This is a genomic window from Roseateles toxinivorans (assembly GCF_004362525.1).
In the GTDB taxonomy this organism is placed as follows: domain Bacteria; phylum Pseudomonadota; class Gammaproteobacteria; order Burkholderiales; family Burkholderiaceae_C; genus Paucibacter; species Paucibacter toxinivorans.
In genome coordinates this window covers 701,597-718,136 of the sequence record NZ_SNXS01000003.1, presented here as the reverse complement: position 1 = coordinate 718,136, position 16,540 = coordinate 701,597, and the positions used below count along the sequence as shown (strand labels likewise).

Sequence of the window (16,540 nt, the reverse complement as noted above, 5' to 3'; positions counted from 1 at the left end):
CTAGAATCAAGGGTTTCCGCCAGTTTCACCGCTACCCAAGGCCAGCCCGATGACCCGCAAGCTCTTCGTCACCACCGCCCTTCCCTATGCCAATGCCGGGTTCCACATTGGCCACATGATGGAATACATCCAGGCCGACACCTGGGTACGGGCGCAGCGCATGAAGGGCGCCGAGGTCAATTTCGTCTGTGCGGATGACGCCCACGGCGCGCCCATCATGATTGCCGCCGAGAAGGCCGGCAAGACGCCGCAGCAGTTCGTCGCCGAAGTGGCGGCAGGCCGGCCGGCCTATCTGAACGGTTTTCATATCCAGTTCGACAACTGGCACTCGACAGACGGCCCCGAGAACCACGAGCTGGCCCGCGAGATCTACCTGGCCCTGCGCAAGAACGAGCTGATCGACGTGCGCACGATCGAGCAGTTCTTCGACCCGGTCAAGGGCATGTTCCTGCCGGACCGCTACATCAAGGGCGAGTGCCCCAAGTGCGGCACCCTGGACCAATACGGCGACAACTGCGAGAACTGTGGCGCCGTCTACGCCCCGACCGAGCTGAAGAACCCCTACTCGGCGCTGTCGGGCACGACGCCGGTGCTGAAGACCAGCGACCACTATTTCTTCCGCCTGTCCGACCCGCGCTGCGCCGAGTTCCTGGAGCAGTGGACGCAGGACGGCAAGCTGCAGCCCGAGATGGCCAACAAGGTCAAGGAATGGCTGAGCAAGGAAGAAGACGGCACCGGCGGCCTGGTCGACTGGGACATCAGCCGCGATGCCCCCTACTTCGGCATCGAGATCCCCGACGCCCCGGGCAAGTATTTCTATGTCTGGCTGGATGCGCCGGTCGGCTATCTGGCCTCGCTGAAGAATCTGTTCGCCAAGCGCGGCCAGGATTACGACGCGTACATGGCCGACCCGGCAGTCGAACAGGTGCACTTCATCGGCAAGGACATCGTGCGCTTTCACCTGCTGTTCTGGCCGGCGATGCTGCAGTTCTCGGGCCGCAAGACGCCCAACAACGTCTATGTTCACGGCTTCATCACCGTCAACAACGGCGAGAAGATGAGCAAGAGCCGAGGCACCGGCATCTCGCCGCTGAAGTACTTGGAGCTGGGCCTGAACGCCGAATGGCTGCGCTATTACATCGCCGCCAAGCTGAACAGCCGCGTCGAAGACATCGACTTCAACCCCGATGACTTCGTCGCCCGGGTCAACAGCGACCTGATAGGCAAGTACATCAATATCGCCAGCCGCGCGGCCGGCTTCCTGAGCAAGCGCTTCGGCGGCCAGTTGTCGGGCGACGTCGGCGTCGAGGGCAATGCGCTGCTGGAGGGCCTGCGCGTGCACCGCGCCGAGATCGAGCGCCTGTACGAGGAGCGTGACTTCGGCAAGGTCCTGCGCGAAACCATGCTGCTGGCCGACCGCGTCAACGAGTATGTGGACCAGAACAAGCCCTGGGAGCTGGCCAAGAAGGAAGGCGCCGACGCGGTGCTGCAGGACGTCTGCTCGGTCTGCATCGAGGCCTTCCGCCTGCTGACGATCTATCTGAAGCCGGTGCTGCCGGCGCTGGCCGCCCAGGTCGAGGCCTTCCTGAAGGTCGCGCCGTTCAGCTTCGAGGATGCTTCGGCGTCTCTCGGCGCCCACACCATCGGCGAGTACAAGCACCTGATGCAGCGCGTCGATCCGGTCTTGTTGGACAAGCTGTTCGAAGCCCCGGCCGCACCCAAGGTCTCGCCCGGCGGTGAAGACCTGGCCCCCGAGATCAAGATCGACGACTTCACCAAGGTCGATCTGCGCATTGCGAAGATCGTCAACTGCGAGCATGTCGAGGGCTCGGACAAGCTCCTTCGCCTGACCCTGGACGTTGGCGAGGAGAAGACCCGCAATGTCTTCAGCGGCATCAAGAGCGCGTACAAGCCCGAGGACCTGATAGGCAAGCTGACGGTGATGGTGGCCAATCTGGCGCCGCGCAAGATGAAGTTCGGCCTCAGCGAGGGCATGGTGCTGGCCGCCAGCCATGCGGACGAGAAGGCGAATCCGGGCATCTTCGTGCTGGAGCCCTTCCCTGGCGCCCTGCCCGGCATGCGCGTACGCTGACACGCACCCAATGACAGCACAGTTCCTGCGCCGACTGACTGGGCGGGAACGCACGTTGCAGGCCAACCGGCAGCTTGGCGCGGTGCTTGCCTTTGTGGCCGGTGCCATCAATGCCGGTGGCTTTTTGGCCGTGCAGCGCTACACCTCGCACATGACCGGTGTCGTCTCGGCCATTGCCGATGACCTGGTGCTGGGCCAGCTCTTGCTGGCCGCCGCGGGTCTGATGTCGCTGGCCTTCTTCATGGCCGGGGCGATGACCACCGCCATACTGACCAACTGGGCGCGGCGCCGCGCCATGCACAGCGAATACGCGCTGTCACTGCTGCTGGAGGCGGTCTTGCTGCTGCTGTTCGGCCTTGTCGGTGCGAACCTGCACTTCTGGACCGAGTTCCTGCTGCCCAGCACGGTGCTGCTGCTGTGCTTTTTGATGGGGCTGCAGAACGCGGTGGTGACCAAGATTTCGCGCGCCGAGATACGCACCACCCATATGACCGGCGTGATCACCGACCTGGGCATCGAGCTGGGCCGCCTGATCTACTGGAACCGCGGCGGCGCCGGCGCGCACGGCCTCGTGCGGGCCGATCGCCCGCGCCTGCGACTGCTGGCCGGCATTCTGAGCCTGTTCTTTGCCGGCGGCATCGTCGGCGCGCTGGCCTTCAAGAATTTCGGCTTCAGCGCCACGGTGCCGGTCGCGCTCTTGCTGATTGTCATGGCCGCGCTGCCGCTGATGGACGATATTTCCGAGCATGTGCGTTGATACACGCCCCGCCGCCGCATGAAGCTGCACCCGTTCCGCCCCCGCCTCGTCGATGCGCTGAAGGGCTATTCGAAGCGCCAGTTCGCCGCCGACCTGGGCGCCGGCCTGACCGTGGGCATCGTCGCCCTGCCGCTGGCCCTGGCATTTGCGATCGCCTCCGGGGTCAAGCCTGAACAGGGCCTGTTCACGGCCATCATTGCCGGCTTCCTGATCTCGGCGCTGGGCGGCTCCAGCGTGCAGATCGGCGGGCCGGCGGGTGCCTTCATCGTCATCGTCTATGGCATCGTCGAGCGCTATGGCCTGGCCAATCTGCTGATCGCCACCTCGCTGGCCGGCGTGCTCTTGATGCTGATGGGCCTGCTGCGCCTGGGCGCGCTGGTGCGCTATATACCGGTCAGCATCGTCATCGGCTTCACCAATGGCATTGCGGTGCTGATCGGCCTGTCGCAGCTGAAAGACCTGCTGGGCCTGCGCATAGACAAGCTGCCGGCCGACTTCTTCACCCAGATCGGCGTGCTGGCCCAGCACCTCTACACCTTCAATCCCTGGGCCCTGCTGATGGGCACGGCCTGCCTGGCCCTGGTGGTGCTGTGGCCCAAAAGCTATGTGATGCCCACGGCGCCGGTCACGGCCCGGGACAAGGCGCGCCGGCTGATGTCCCATCTGCCCGGTACCATCGTCGCCCTGGCCCTGGCCACCCTGGCCACCGCCCTGCTGGACCTGCCGCTGGAGACCATAGGCTCCAAGTTCGGCGGCATACCGCAGGCTCTGCCGGCCTTGGCCCTGCCCGAGTTCAGCTGGGAGGGGGCCAAGCATCTGTTCATCCCGACGCTGACGATCGCGCTGCTGGGCGCGATCGAATCGCTGCTGTGCGCCCGTGTGGCCGACAACCTCAGCCCCCAGCCGCGGCACGACCCGAACCAGGAGCTGATGGCCCAGGGCGCGGCCAACTTCATCACCCCCTTCTTCGGCGGCATACCGGCCACCGGCACCATTGCCCGCACCGTCACCAATGTGCGGGCCGGCGCCACCAGCCCGGTGGCCGGCCTGGTCCATGCGTTGACGATTCTGCTGGTGGTGCTGGTGGCCGCTCCGCTGGCCGAGCATGTGCCGCTGGCCGCGCTGGCCGGCATCCTGCTGTTCGTGGCCTGGAATATGGGCGAGTGGCGCGAGTTCGTGCGCCTGCGCCGCTTCAACCTGCCCTACCGCACCATCCTGCTGGGCACCTTCTTCATGACGGTCGTGTTCGATCTGACGGTGGCCATGGAGGTGGGCCTGGTGTTGGCCTGCGTATTCTTCATCTACCGGATGAGCAGCCTGTTCAGCGTCGAGGCCGTCACCGTGCTGACCGCGCCGCCCGGGGTGCGCGTATTCCGGCTCTACGGCACGCTGTTCTTTGCGGCCGTGGCCAAGATCGAGACCCTGGCCGAGCAGCTTCCCGCTGAGGTCGAGACCGTGCTGCTGGATGCCCACCTGATGGTCTCGATGGACAGCTCGGGCCTGGATGCGCTCGAACAATTGCATCGCACCTTGCAGCGCCGGCACATCCGGCTGCTGATCTGCAACCTGAACGAGCAGCCCCGCGGGCTGATGCAGCGCGGCGGCTTCGACCTCCATATCGGTCCCGAGAACCTGCCCGCCAGTCTTGAAGAGGGCCTCGCCCTGGCCGGCACGGTAAAATCCGGCCTCAAACCCGATTGAGCCCCACCATGCCCCTGTTCTGGAAGCACTACAAGTCCGAAGTCAGCTCCTTCATCGACGAGCTCAAGGCCAAGAAACCCACGCTGGAAGCCGAGCAACGCGCCGGCCGCGCCCTGCTGTGGGACAAGCCGGTGGACCGCCAGGCCCAGGCCGACTATCGCGAAGCCAAGGTCGAGCAGCAGCCCTACGTCTACCAGACCAAGGCGCACTGAGCCCGGCCGAGTCCTGAACCGGCGTGGACATCCAGCCGCAAGCGGCCGACCCAATGGGTCCCGCACCCAGCGAACTGCTGCCGCCCGAGTCGATGACACAGGCGCCGGTGTCGCCGTTGGCGGTTGACCATGTGGCCGTCGCACGCCTCTACGGCGAGCCGCTGTTCCAGCTGCCCCATGACCTCTACATCCCGCCCGATGCGCTGGAGGTCTTTCTCGAGGCCTTCCAGGGCCCGCTGGACCTGCTGCTGTACCTGATACGCCGGCAGAACTTCAACATCCTCGACATACCGCTGGCCGATGTGACGCGCCAGTACCTCAGCTATGTGGACCAGCTGCGCAAACACAATCTGGAGCTGGCCAGCGAGTACCTGCTGATGGCGGCGATGCTGATCGAGATCAAGTCGCGCATGCTCTTGCCGCCGAAGAAGACCGACGACGGCAGCGAGCCCGAGGACCCGCGCGCCGAGCTGGTGCGCCGCCTGCTGGAGTACGAGCAAATGAAGCTGGCCGCAGCCGGCATCGACCGTCTGCCGCAGCTGGGCCGCGACTTTCTGCGCGCCCAGGTGACCATAGAGCAGTCGCTGACCCTGCGCTTCCCCGACGTCGAGGCGGTCGATCTGCGCGACGCCTGGCTGGACATCCTCAAGCGCGCCAAGCTCGTGCAGCACCACCGCATCACCCGCGAGCAGCTGTCGGTGCGCGAGCACATGAGCATCGTGCTGCGCCGCCTGCAGGGCCGACGCTTCGTCGAGTTCCACGAGCTGTTCGAGGTCGAACGGGGCCACCAGGTGCTGGTCGTGACCTTCATCGCGATGCTGGAGCTGGCCAAGGAACGCCTGCTGCAGATCACGCAGGCGGAGGCGTTTGCGCCGATCTACGTCAGGCTGGCCTACCAACCGAGCTGAGTCTTCGTAGCCCGTCATGCAGGCCGAAGGCCGGAATGCGGGGTTCTCGGCGGCTAACGCGCAGGACCCGGATTACATCCGGGCTACCGGTCAGGACCGCATGCCGAGCTTGAACGCGATCATCGCGCGCAGCTTGTTGGGTACGACTGGTTTGATCAGCACATGGAAGTCGTGCGCCTGGGCGTCCAGCTCGTGGCCGGTCATGGTGCTGCCGGTGACCATGATGGCCGGTATCGGCGTGCCGTCGATGCCGGCATAGACGGCGCGCACGGCCAGCAGCGCGTCGATGCCGGTCGCGCCTTCGGGCAGGCGGTAGTCCACCAGCAGCAGATCGGGCCGCTGACCGGGGTTGGCCTGGGCCCAGGCGCGCACCGAGGGCACCGAGTCGAAGGCCAGCGCCTCGGCGCCCCAGGCCTGAAGCAAGACCACCAGGCCCTCGCTGACGGCGGGCTCGTCCTCGACGATGACGATCAGCCGGCCGTCCAGCGTCAGGCCCAGCGGGGCGCGGCCCAGCTCCAGTGAGCCCATGGCCTGCGGCTCCAATCGGCCCGCCGGCACGGTCAAACCGAACACCGTGCCATGGCCGACCCGCGAGTTCACCGTCAGCGGCGTCTGCAGCAGCTCGGCCAGGCGCTTGACGATGGACAGGCCCAGGCCCAGGCCCTTGCGGTGATGCGGCTCCAGCGGGCGCTGGCTCTGCACCTGGTAGAACTCGTCGAAGATGCGGGTCAGCGCCGGCGGGGCAATGCCGATGCCGCTGTCCCAGACCTGCAGCAAGAGCTGGCCCTGGCGGCGCCGGCAGCTGACCAGCACGCCGCCGTCCTCGGTGTAGCGCAGCGCGTTGGAGACCAGATTGCGCAGGATGCGCTCGACGATGGTCGGGTCGGTGTGCAGCACATGCTGCTCGCCATGGAAGCTCAGCATCAGGCCCTTCTCGAAGGCCACCGGCTCGAACTGCAGGCGCAGCCGCGCGAACAGCTCGCGCACCGGCACCGCCTTGGGATTGACGTCAACGGCGCCGGTGTCGATGCGGGTGATGTCCAGCAGCTCGCCGAACAGGCCCTCCAGCGCATCGACCGACTCGTTGATGCTGTTGATCAGCTTGGCCGCCTCGGGGTCGTGGGTGCGCTGGCGCAGCGCCTCGGCGAACAGGCCCAGCGCATGCAGCGGCTGGCGCAGGTCATGGCTGGCGGCGGCGAAGAACTGGGTCTTGGCGCGGCTGGCGGCCTCGGCCGCGCGGCGGTTCTCGTCGGCCAGCGCTTTCTCCACGCGCAGCTGCTCGGCCAGCCGGTCGGCATGCACCTTGAGCGCGATCGCATTGCGCAAGGTGTGGTGGTAGGTGCGGCCCATCACCAGGGCGATCACATAGAGCACGCACAGCACGCCGGCCAGCTCCAGGCTGTAGGGCCGGCCGTCATCCATGGCCATATTGATGACCAGGGACAGCAGCACCAGGCTCAGGAAGACGCCCAGATCGCGCGGCACCAGGGTCAGCAGGTGGATGGCGGCCAGGCAGTAGCAATAGGTCAGCACCACCATGGTGATCAGCTGGAAGTGCCCGCCCGCGCCGTAGAACATCCAGATGCCCAGCGCCCAGGCCAGGGCCTGGCCGTGCAGCAGGAGGCGCCAGCTGCGGCTCCAGTCGAGTATCTGAGCGTCGCCAGCCTCGGGATGACGGGCAAAGCGCAGATAGTGCTGCAGGCGGCCGAAGGTCAGCAGCAGGATCCATCCGGCCCAGACGGCCAGCACCGGCAGCGACACATGGCGCCAGTAGACCAGCACGAAGATCAGCAGGCCCAGCGTATTGCCCATCAGCGAGGGCAGCATCTGGCTGAACAGGCTGCGATAGCGGTCGGCGACCAGGGCGCTGTCGGCCAGCGGCGCCCACAGGCCGGTCGGCGGCCGCGACGAGACGTCCGTCACGATTGGCTGCTTCGGAAGGTGCTGAAGCCGCCGCCGGGTTGCTGCTGGCTCATCTGGCCGACCGCCAGCACGGCCTGGGTGCGGGAATTGACGCCCAGCGCCTTCAGCACCGCGGCCACATGGTCCTTGACGGTTTCGACCGAGACGCCCAGCTCGCGCGCGATGACCTTGTTCGGCTTGCCCTGCAACAGCAGGGCAAGCACATCGGTCTGGCGCGGCGTCAGCGACAGGCCTTCCAGCGCCGTCACCTTCTGGAAGCCCGAGGCCTGGGCGGCGTCGCCGATCGCCTGCACCGGCGAGGCCGCGGCCGGCGCCGGAGCATTGCTCATGCCGGAACCGAGTGACATCGAGGGCACGAAGATGCCGCCGGCCATCACCAGGCGCAGCGCCTGGGCCAGCATCTCCTTGCCGGTGCGCTTGGGCACGAAACCCATCGCGCCGAGGTCGATCGCGCGTATCACGTCGCTGGCGCGGTCCGAGGCCGAGACCACCACCACCGGCAGGGCCGGATAGGCGGCGCGGAACTCGGTCAGCACATCGAAGCCATCGGCATCGCCCAGCTGCAGGTCCAGCAGCACCAGGTCGAAGTCCTGGCCGGCCTTCAGCGTGGCCCGCGCCTGGCCGGCACTGTCCACGCCGACGACCTTGACGTTGTCGCCCAGGCCTTCGATCACCGTCTGCAGCGCGGACAGTATCAGCGGGTGGTCGTCAATCAACAGCACCTTCATGGCCGGGCCTCCTTGCATCTTCGAATCTTGTCGAGTGGGCGCGATGTTAGCGGCGACTGCGTTGTCAAGGGGCCGGGCCCCCCATAGGGGTGGATTGCAGCTCAGGCGAACATGCGGCTCACCGACTGGGCCACGCAGACCGGCTTGTCAGATCCCTTGCGCTCCATCGTCACGTCCATCGTCAGCTGGGCGCCGCCGGCGATGGGCTCGAAGCCCACCAGCACAAAACGCCCGCGCAGCCGGCTGTTCACCGGCACCGGCGCCGGAAAGCGCACCTTGTTCAGGCCGTAGTTGACGCCCATGCGTACGTCGGCCACCGTGAAGGCGCCGGCACTCAGCAGGGGCAGCAGGCTCAGGGTCAGATAGCCATGGGCGACCGTACTACCAAAGGGTCCGGCGGCGGCGCGTTCGGCGTCCAGATGTATCCATTGATGGTCGCCGGTGGCGTCGGCAAACAGCTGGATGCGGGCCTGGTCGATCAGCACCCAGTCGCTGAGACCGACCTCCTGGCCGACCAGGGCGCCGAGGTCCTGCAGATGTTCATATCGCTTCATGCATGCTTTCATTCAGTGTTCCAGCCAGCTCAGCAGCGGCTGCCATTGTTCGAGATCCCGCTCCACCCGGCTGGGCGCCACGTCCCACAGCGTCAGCCCGCGGGCGGCGAGCTGCACATAGTTCTGCGTGTCGCGCAGCTGGCCCAGCACCGGCACCTTCAGCGTCTGCAGAAAGTGCTGCAGCTGCTCGACCGACAAGGTGCCCTCCTTGGCGCGCATCGCCACCACCGCGACCTTGATGTGCTTGGCCAGCGCGCGCTCGTTCAGCTCCTGCACAAAGGCATAGGTGGCGTCGATGTCGAACAGACTGGGCTGCAGCGGCACGAGCAGCTTGTCGGCAATCTTCAGCAACTCGTCCAGGCGCTTGCCATGCAGGCCGGCCGGGGTGTCCAGCACCACGTGGCTGACGCCCTTGGGCGGCCGCACCAGATGGTCTTTGTGCACATCCCAGCCCCGTATCGTCGGCAGGCTCGCCGGACGCAGCGCCAGCCAGCGGCGCGCGCTCTGCTGCCGGTCCACATCGCCCAGCATCACGGCATGGCCCTGGCGGGCCAGATAGCCGGCGATATTGGTGGACAGGGTGGACTTGCCGACTCCGCCCTTGGGGTTGGCGACGACGATCACGGGCATGTGTGTCTCCTCGGGCTGCGGCTGATTTCGTTGTATGGTAGCCGCCAACTCCAGCTCGGGCCTACGGCCACCCACCATGGCAGACATTGTTGTCGTTGGCGCCCATCCGCACATCGGGCAATCCCGCATCACTCGCCGGCTGCTGCGTGCCGCGCGCCTGGCCAGCGCCGAGCGGCCCGAAGCGATCGAGGTCTGCGACCTGTACGCGCTCTATCCCGACTACTGCATCGACATCGCCGCCGAGCAGGCACGCATCGGTGCGGCCCGGCTCATCGTCTGGCTGCACCCCATCCACTGGTACAGCATGCCGCCGCTGATGAAGCTGTGGGTGGACGAGGTGCTGGCCTTCGGCTGGGCCTATGGCCCCGAGGGCAAGGCCTTGAGCACCAAGGATCTGTGGCTGGCCTGCTCGACCGGTGGCACCGAGGCCGCCTACCGGCCCGATGGCCACAACCGCTACTTCTTCGATGCCTTTCTGCACCCCTACGAGCAGACGGCTGCGCTGTGCGGCATGCGCTTTCTGCCGCCGCTGGTGCTGCATGGCGCCCATCGCGTCAGCGAGGCAGCGGTTGAAGAGCATGCCGAGATCTTCACGCAGCGCCTGCTGAGCTACCCCGACTGGCCCGAGCTGGACGAACTGCCCGAAAGCCTGGAATGTGCCGTGCCGGCCGATGACCGGCCTTCCCTCACAACGATCTGAGCCTCATGGAACATTCCTCCTGGCTGACCAGCCCGCTGATCTACCTGGCCGCCGCCGTGCTGGCCGTGCCCCTGGCCCGCTATCTGGGCCTGGGCTCGATCCTCGGCTACCTGGCCGCCGGCATCGTCATCGGTCCCAGCGTGCTGGGCCTGGTGACCGACACCCACGCGATCCTGGAGTTTGCCGAGTTCGGCGTCGTGCTGATGATGTTCCTGGTCGGCCTGGAGCTGGAGCCTCGCCGGCTGTGGGCGATGCGTCGGCCCATCTTCGGCTGGGGCACGGTGCAGTTGCTCGGCTCGGCGGCGCTGATGACGGCCGTGGCCATCGCCTTCGGCGTGCCCTGGCGCATGGCCCTGGTGGCCTCGCTGGGCCTGGCGATGTCGTCCACCGCGGTGGCCATGGCCGTGCTGGCCGAGCGCAATCTGGCGCCCACCAGTGCCGGCCAGGGCATTCTGAGCGTGGCCCTGCTGCAGGACATTGCCGCGATTCCGCTGCTGGCGCTGGTGCCCCTGCTGGCGATCGGAGGCGAGGCGCGGCCCGAGGCGAACGGCTGGATGGACGCCGCCAAGGCCGTTGGCGTGATCGCCGCGATCGTGCTCGGCGGCCGCCTGCTCCTGCGCCCGGCCCTGCGCTGGATCGCGCGCAGCAAGACACCGGAGATCTTCACCGCCGCCGCCCTGCTGCTGGTCGTGGCCACCGCCTCGCTGATGCAGGCGGTGGGCCTGTCAATGGCGCTGGGCGCCTTTCTGGCCGGCGTGCTGCTGGCCGAGAGCGAATACCGTCACGAGCTGGAAACCGATATCGAGCCCTTCAAGGGCCTGCTGCTGGGCCTGTTCTTCATTGCCGTCGGCATGGGCATCGAGCTGGCCGTGCTGCGCGACCAGCCCTGGCTGATCGCCGGCCTGGTGATCGGCCTGCTGCTGATCAAGGGCCTGGTGCTGACCTTGATGGCACGCTTCATGCCCCTGCCGCTGCAGGAGCGACCGGTGTTCGTGATCCTGCTGGCCCAGGGCGGCGAGTTCGGCTTCGTCGTCTTCCAGGCCGCGGTGCAGGCCGGACTGATCACCGCCGGCCAGTCCTCGACCCTGGTGGCGGCGGTGGCGATTTCGCTGCTCTGCTCACCGGCCCTGCTGCTGGCCAGCGACCGCTGGTTCGAGCCCTGGCTGGCCGTGCGCTGCAATGCAAGACCGAAGCTCAAGGAGATCAGCGAGAACCAGCATGCGCCCATCATCATTGCCGGCTTCGGCCGCTACGGCCAGATCGTCGGCCGCATGCTGTTCGCCAACGGCCTGCCGGCCACCGTGCTGGAGCATGACGCCGAGATGATCGAAACGGTGCGCAAGTTCGGCTGGACACCTTTCTATGGCGACGCGACGAGGCTGGACCTGCTGCGCACCGCCGGTGCAGCCAAGGCCCGGGTGCTGGTGCTGGCCATCGACGACATGGCGCAAAGCCTGGAGGTGGCGGCGCTGGCCCGCGAGCACTTCCCGCAGCTGCAGGTGGTGGCCCGGGCGCGCAATGTGCAGCACTACTACGGCCTGCGCGATCTGGGCGTGACCCTGATCGAGCGCGAGACGCTGGACGCCGCGCTGATGAGCGCCCGCTCGGTGCTGGAGCTGATGGGCTTCGAGCCCCATGAGGCGCGCACCCTGGCGATGCGCTTTCGCAATCACAACGTCAGCCAGGTCGAAAAGCTGTTCCCCCACCATCGCGACGAGGCCCAGCTGATCGCGATGACCAAGCAGGGCCGTCAGCAGCTGGAGGAGCAGTTCGCCCAGGAGCGGCTGATGGCGCAGCAGCACAAGGGCAAGGGCTGGTCGCGCAGCGACGAGGCTAGCTGAGACCGCGCCAGATCAACACCACGCCGGTCAGCGTCATGCCTATCGTCACGAGGCGGTAGAACAGCTGCTGCGAAACCCGCCGCATCAGCTTCAACCCGGTCCACACGCCGATGGGCGCCAGCGGCAGCAGCACCAGCGAGGTGCTCATATTGCGCAGATCGATCAGGCCCAGGAAGGCATAGGGAATCCACTTCGACAGATTGATGGCGGTGAAGAACACCGCCATCGTCGCGCTGAAGGTCAGCGGCGGCAGGCGCAGCGGCAGCACATAGGCCATGATGGGCGGGCCGCCGGCATGAGAGACGAAGCTGGTGAAGCCCGAGGCCAGGCCCAGCAGGGCGCCCAGCCAGCGCGGCGGCTGCACGGCCGCAGGGCTCGGCGGCCAGATCAGGCGCTGGGCCACGAACAACAAGGTCAGCACTCCCACCACGGCGGCCACCGTACCGGCCGACAGCACCGAGAACAGCGCCGTGCCCAATAGTGTGCCCAGCAGCCCGGCCGGCAGCAGCAGTTTCAGCAGCGCGCGGTCGGCGTCGCGGAACAGCGCGGTCACGCCCAGGCCGTCCATCACCGCCAGCAGCGGCAGCATGATGGCCGCGGCCTGCGGCACTGGAATGGCCAGCGACATTAAGGGCACGGCCAACGCACCAAAGCCGGCACCGAAGCCGCTCTTGGACATGCCCATCATCAGCACGGCGGGCACGGCCACCGCATAGAACAGTGGTTCGGTGATCACAGCAGCGTGCAAGCCTGCTCAAAGCTGAGGCGCGGGTTCCGCGGATGCAGCTTGGTCACATCGCCCTGCCCCAGGCAGCAGACGAAATTGCTGCGCACGGGGGTGCCGGCGAAGAACTCGGCATCGACGCGGGCATTGTCGAAGCCGCTCATCGGCCCGCAGTCCAGGCCCAGTGCCCGCGCCGCCAGTATCAGATAGCCGCCCTGCAGCGTGCTGTTGCGAAACGCAGTGTCGGCAATCTTCTGAGCCTTGCCCTCGAACCAGACCCGGGCATTGGTGTGCGGAAACAGCAGCGGCAGCTGCTCGTAGAAAGCCATGTCCATGCCGATGATCACGGTCACCGGCGCCTGGTGCACCTTCTCGACATTGCCGGCGTCCATGCAGGCCATCAACCGCTGCTTCGCCTCGGCCGAGCGCACAAAGGCAAAGCGGGCCGGCGAGCTGTTGGCCGAGGTCGGGCCCCATTTCAGCAAGTCATACAGCTGGCGCAGGGTGGCGTCGCTGACCGGCCTGTCCAGATAGCCGGTCTGGGTGCGGGCCTCGGTGAACAGCTGTTCGGTAGTGGTTTGCATCGGGTTGCGAGCGAGAAGAAGCTGGGAAGGCGACAATTGTCGGATGTATGCCCCATCCCAAAACGACGTCCGTGCCTTTTTTTGCGACACCTATGCCAAGCAGCTCGAACGCCTGCCGCTGACGCCGATGGAAGCGCTGGCCGCGCAATGGATAGACGAGCACCCCGAGTACCACGCCGAGCTGGCTGACAAGGCGGCCGCGCTTGCCGCCGTCTACACCGTCGAGGACGGCCGCACCAATCCCTTCCTGCACCTGTCCATGCACCTGAGCATCAGCGAGCAGGTGGCTATCGACCAGCCGCACGGCGTGCGCCAGGCGGTGGAGTTGCTCGCGGTCAAGCGCAATTCGCTGCATGAAGCCCACCATGTGGCGATGGACGCTTTGGGCGAGATGATCTGGGCTTCGCAGCGCAGTGGTCTGCCGCCCGACGGCCATGCCTATCTGGAGCGCATCCGCAGCCGCGCCACCCGATAAACAAAAAAGCCACGCAGTGCGTGGCTCTTGATGTGGAGTTGGAACTGGCTCAGGCGCGTATCACGCCCCCGCGCGGAGCACGTTCGGCCGTGCCTCGGGAGGAATAGACACCGGTCTTCTCGTCGGGCATCAGCACATCGATGGCGCGGTCCAGTGCGGCGGTGGCGCGGGCCAGCGATTCACGCTGGGCCGCGACCTGGCCGCTGGCGGTCGCCAGGCGGTTGCGCAGCACCGGCGGCACGGCGCCGCTGCGGGCAGCTTCGGAGAAACGTTCGACGGCGCTGGCCAGCGCGCGATGCAGATCGCTGGCATGCAGTTCGATGGCATTGCCATCACGCTGACGCAGCGCTTCGCCCAGATCGGCCAGGCAGTGCTCCACTTCCAGCAGCGGCGCTTCGAGTTCCGTGCCCAGTGCGACGGCGGGAGCAGCGGTGGGCAATGGCTGGGAGGGCATGCGGGTGACCTGGTTGAAGGCTGTGAGGCCGGAGGCTGTCAGTGCGAAGACACCTTGCCCAGCACTTCCTGGGCATTGGTGATCAGCTTGTCGGCTATCGCCTCGGCGTTGACGGTGAACTTGCCTTCCGAGATCGCTTGGGAGATGCGCTCGACCTTTTGAGCGTCAAAGTCGCCGTCACCGGCGGCGCCAACGCCATCCAGCAGTTTGGAGGCGGAACTCGACAGCTCCACCTGGGCGCTGGCTTCGACCGCCTGTGCGCCTGATGCCTTGGCGCCCGCCGCCGTGCGGTTGGCGTCGCCGGAAGCGACCCGCTCGGTGCTGGTCGGGGCGACCTTTTCGGGGCTGTTACCAATTTTCATGCTGATCTCCAAAGGCGGGACACGGAGCCCTACCAATCCATATGGACGGTATTTCGACCCGTGCAGCCGGGACTTTAGGACTTTCCGAGAACATTTTGCCGTCTGAAGTGGTCAGTGCACCACAGGGTTGAAGCGGATTCATAACTGCAACTCCACTTTTCTCTCCCCTGTCGCCCGGCCGGTCACAACACGCCCGCTTTCGAAGCGCACGCGGACTTCCTGTCCTTCTGTGCCCGGCCCCTGGGCCTGACCTTCACCCTCAACGGCATAACCCTGCCCAATGGCCAGCACCTTTACAGTTTCACCAGCGGCGAACCACTGGCGTTGTTTGAGAAAACTGCTGCGAACTGCTTCACCGGCATTGACGGAACGCACCAGGGTGCGTCCGACCAAACCTTTAGCCTCAGTAAACACGGCGCCACCATCGGCAGCTATGTCTATTTCGGCCTCGTGCAGATCGGCTTGAGACAAAATCACCCCCCCAGGCAGGGGGGACTTGGCCACCAGCGCCCGTGCAAACACCTGCACGGTCAACGGCAGCGTGACATTCCATTTCGATGTGCCCTGCACACATCGCAGCCCGATTCGGGTGCGGCCCCACATCTTCATGCCGTTGGGCAGATAGGGCTGAACCTGCTGGCAGGGGGCCAGGCGCAGGCGCGGGTCCAGTTCACCCAGCTGTATCTCGACCCGGGCCTTGGCCGGCAAACCGGCCCGGGCGCCCTGCTCGGCCAACTGTTGCAGCTCACGCGCCAGCGGCTCACCCAGCGCCAGCTGGGCCGAGGCCGGGCAGGCAAGCGCCAACAGCAACGCTGATAGCAGGATGGGGCGCAGGGTGCGGGACATGTCAGCACTTTAGAAGCGCCGGCCCTCCGCTCAGGGTCCGAAATGAGGGCCAATGGCCTTGCTATTCCCGCTAATGTTTTGGCCGGTGCTGTCCACAATCCCTTCTCATCACCGCATGGGTCTTCCCGTCGGTGACTTTGGGGACCGCCATGATCAAGCAACTGACCGACACGCTGAATTTCCAGACCCAAGCGCTGGTGCTGCGCTCCGAGCGTCAGCGCCTGATCGCCAGCAATATTGCGAACGCCGACACGCCGGGCTACAAGGCCCGCGACATGGACTTTTCCCGGGCGCTGAAGGAGGCCACCGGCAGCCTCGGCGCAAACAGCGGCATGGCCGCCACCCGGGCCGGCCACATCAGCCCGCCGGCAGGCGCGCGCAGCGATGCGCAAATGCTCTACGGCGCCCCCTCCCAGACCAATCTGGACAACAACTCGGTCGATATGGACCGCGAACGCGCCAGCTTCGCCGACAACTCGATCAAGTACGAGGCCACGTTACGCTTCATCAACGGCAGCGTGCGCACGATGCTGGACTCGATGAAGTCGCACAACGCTTCCTGATCACGCCGAAACAGGAGCCGCTCATGTCCATGTTCCAGATCTTCAAGGTTTCAGGCAGCGCCGTCAGCGCGCAGAGCCAGCGCCTCAATGTGGTGGCCAGCAATCTGGCGAATGTGGACACGGTGGCGGGCCCCGACGGCCAGGCCTACAAGGCACGCCAGGTGATGTTCCAGACCGAGATGATGGGCGCCACCGGAGCGCCCGGCGACCCGGCCGCGGCCGGCGTGCGCGTCTCCACCATCACCGAAGATCAGACCCCGGGCCGGCGCATCCACGACCCGAAGAATCCGCAGGCCGATGCCGAGGGCTATGTCACCTACAGCAACGTCAACGCGGTCGAGGAGATGGTCAACATGATCTCGGCCTCGCGCTCGTACCAGAACAACATCGAAGTCATGAACACGGCCAAGAGCCTGCTGCTCAAGACCTTGCAAATGGGCCAGGGCTGAAGGCCTTCTGACCCGGCATCAACACCCTAGGACACCA

At 66.3% G+C, this 16,540-nt stretch carries 19 protein-coding genes; 10 read left to right on the top strand and 9 right to left on the bottom strand.

Going from position 1 to position 16,540, the window contains the following annotated elements; all coding sequences use genetic code 11:
* The first annotated feature begins 49 nt into the window (after nucleotides 1-49).
* Genes metG through DES47_RS14585 form a run of 5 tightly spaced genes read left to right on the top strand, consistent with a single transcriptional unit; the run spans nucleotide 50 to nucleotide 5,670 of the window.
* The gene (metG, locus tag DES47_RS14605; protein ID WP_133701432.1) at nucleotides 50-2,092 is read left to right on the top strand and encodes a methionine--tRNA ligase; all 2,043 of its coding nucleotides are present in this window, start codon (nucleotides 50-52) and stop codon (nucleotides 2,090-2,092) included.
* A 10-nt stretch (nucleotides 2,093-2,102) separates the two neighbouring features.
* The gene (locus DES47_RS14600; RefSeq protein WP_133701431.1) at nucleotides 2,103-2,849 is read left to right on the top strand and encodes a YoaK family protein; all 747 of its coding nucleotides are present in this window, start codon (nucleotides 2,103-2,105) and stop codon (nucleotides 2,847-2,849) included.
* A gap of 18 nt (nucleotides 2,850-2,867) precedes the next feature.
* Nucleotides 2,868-4,550 (top strand): SulP family inorganic anion transporter, encoded by a 1,683-nt coding sequence (locus DES47_RS14595; protein WP_133701430.1) that lies wholly within the window; start codon nucleotides 2,868-2,870, stop codon nucleotides 4,548-4,550.
* A gap of 8 nt (nucleotides 4,551-4,558) precedes the next feature.
* Complete coding sequence (locus DES47_RS14590; RefSeq protein WP_133701429.1) at nucleotides 4,559-4,762, top strand: DUF3460 family protein; 204 nt, start codon at nucleotides 4,559-4,561, stop codon at nucleotides 4,760-4,762.
* 53 nt (nucleotides 4,763-4,815) lie between these two features.
* Nucleotides 4,816-5,670, top strand: a complete 855-nt coding sequence (locus tag DES47_RS14585; protein ID WP_133701428.1) for a segregation and condensation protein A — start codon at nucleotides 4,816-4,818, stop codon at nucleotides 5,668-5,670.
* Between the two features lie 90 nt (nucleotides 5,671-5,760).
* Here the strand turns inward: DES47_RS14585 and DES47_RS14580 are convergent, their stop codons facing one another.
* The 4 genes from DES47_RS14580 to DES47_RS14565 all read right to left on the bottom strand — a co-directional run bounded on the left by DES47_RS14580 (nucleotide 5,761) and on the right by DES47_RS14565 (nucleotide 9,505).
* Nucleotides 5,761-7,593 carry a hybrid sensor histidine kinase/response regulator gene (locus DES47_RS14580; protein WP_243748304.1) on the bottom strand — a complete coding sequence of 611 codons (1,833 nt, stop codon included), beginning with the start codon at nucleotides 7,591-7,593 and terminating at the stop codon, nucleotides 5,761-5,763.
* On the bottom strand, nucleotides 7,590-8,321 hold the full coding sequence (locus DES47_RS14575) for a response regulator (protein WP_133701427.1): 732 nt from the start codon (nucleotides 8,319-8,321) through the stop codon (nucleotides 7,590-7,592). The genes DES47_RS14580 and DES47_RS14575 overlap by 4 nt, the downstream gene beginning before the upstream one ends.
* A 101-nt stretch (nucleotides 8,322-8,422) precedes the next feature.
* Nucleotides 8,423-8,875, bottom strand: coding sequence for a MaoC family dehydratase (locus DES47_RS14570; RefSeq protein WP_133701426.1), 453 nt, complete (start codon nucleotides 8,873-8,875; stop codon nucleotides 8,423-8,425).
* A gap of 12 nt (nucleotides 8,876-8,887) precedes the next feature.
* A complete protein-coding gene (locus DES47_RS14565; RefSeq protein ID WP_133701425.1) occupies nucleotides 8,888-9,505 on the bottom strand; it encodes a ParA family protein in 618 nt (205 codons plus the stop codon).
* A 76-nt stretch (nucleotides 9,506-9,581) separates the two neighbouring features.
* Here DES47_RS14565 and kefF point away from each other — a divergent pair, with 76 nt between their 5' ends.
* Together kefF and kefC are read left to right on the top strand one after the other, a co-directional pair.
* Complete coding sequence (gene kefF, locus DES47_RS14560; RefSeq protein WP_133701424.1) at nucleotides 9,582-10,205, top strand: glutathione-regulated potassium-efflux system oxidoreductase KefF; 624 nt, start codon at nucleotides 9,582-9,584, stop codon at nucleotides 10,203-10,205.
* 5 nt (nucleotides 10,206-10,210) lie between these two features.
* A complete protein-coding gene (gene kefC, locus DES47_RS14555) occupies nucleotides 10,211-12,046 on the top strand; it encodes a glutathione-regulated potassium-efflux system protein KefC (RefSeq protein ID WP_133701423.1) in 1,836 nt (611 codons plus the stop codon).
* On the opposite strand, the gene DES47_RS14550 is transcribed toward kefC, so the two are convergent.
* Nucleotides 12,039-12,734, bottom strand: coding sequence for a sulfite exporter TauE/SafE family protein (locus DES47_RS14550; RefSeq protein ID WP_425057446.1), 696 nt, complete (start codon nucleotides 12,732-12,734; stop codon nucleotides 12,039-12,041). The genes kefC and DES47_RS14550 overlap by 8 nt on opposite strands.
* Nucleotides 12,735-12,778: 44 nt before the next feature.
* The gene (locus DES47_RS14545; protein ID WP_133701421.1) at nucleotides 12,779-13,354 is read right to left on the bottom strand and encodes a malonic semialdehyde reductase; all 576 of its coding nucleotides are present in this window, start codon (nucleotides 13,352-13,354) and stop codon (nucleotides 12,779-12,781) included.
* Between the two features lie 43 nt (nucleotides 13,355-13,397).
* Here DES47_RS14545 and DES47_RS14540 point away from each other — a divergent pair, with 43 nt between their 5' ends.
* Nucleotides 13,398-13,829: a DUF1841 family protein gene (locus DES47_RS14540; RefSeq protein ID WP_133701420.1), complete on the top strand. Its 432-nt coding sequence runs from the start codon at nucleotides 13,398-13,400 to the stop codon at nucleotides 13,827-13,829.
* 49 nt (nucleotides 13,830-13,878) lie between these two features.
* Here the strand turns inward: DES47_RS14540 and DES47_RS14535 are convergent, their stop codons facing one another.
* From DES47_RS14535 to flgA, 3 genes are all read right to left on the bottom strand, one after another.
* Entirely contained in the window at nucleotides 13,879-14,283 is a 405-nt protein-coding gene (locus DES47_RS14535) for a hypothetical protein (protein WP_133701419.1), read from the bottom strand.
* Nucleotides 14,284-14,321: 38 nt separating this feature from the next.
* Nucleotides 14,322-14,645 (bottom strand): flagellar biosynthesis anti-sigma factor FlgM, encoded by a 324-nt coding sequence (gene flgM, locus DES47_RS14530; protein WP_133701418.1) that lies wholly within the window; start codon nucleotides 14,643-14,645, stop codon nucleotides 14,322-14,324.
* Nucleotides 14,646-14,783: 138 nt separating this feature from the next.
* Nucleotides 14,784-15,491, bottom strand: coding sequence for a flagellar basal body P-ring formation chaperone FlgA (flgA, locus tag DES47_RS14525; RefSeq protein WP_133701417.1), 708 nt, complete (start codon nucleotides 15,489-15,491; stop codon nucleotides 14,784-14,786).
* 149 nt (nucleotides 15,492-15,640) lie between these two features.
* On the opposite strand from flgA, the gene flgB reads away from it, so the two are divergent.
* Together flgB and flgC are read left to right on the top strand one after the other, a co-directional pair.
* The gene (gene flgB, locus DES47_RS14520; RefSeq protein ID WP_133701416.1) at nucleotides 15,641-16,054 is read left to right on the top strand and encodes a flagellar basal body rod protein FlgB; all 414 of its coding nucleotides are present in this window, start codon (nucleotides 15,641-15,643) and stop codon (nucleotides 16,052-16,054) included.
* 23 nt (nucleotides 16,055-16,077) lie between these two features.
* Nucleotides 16,078-16,503, top strand: a complete 426-nt coding sequence (flgC, locus tag DES47_RS14515) for a flagellar basal body rod protein FlgC (RefSeq protein ID WP_133701415.1) — start codon at nucleotides 16,078-16,080, stop codon at nucleotides 16,501-16,503.
* Nucleotides 16,504-16,540 lie beyond the last annotated feature (37 nt).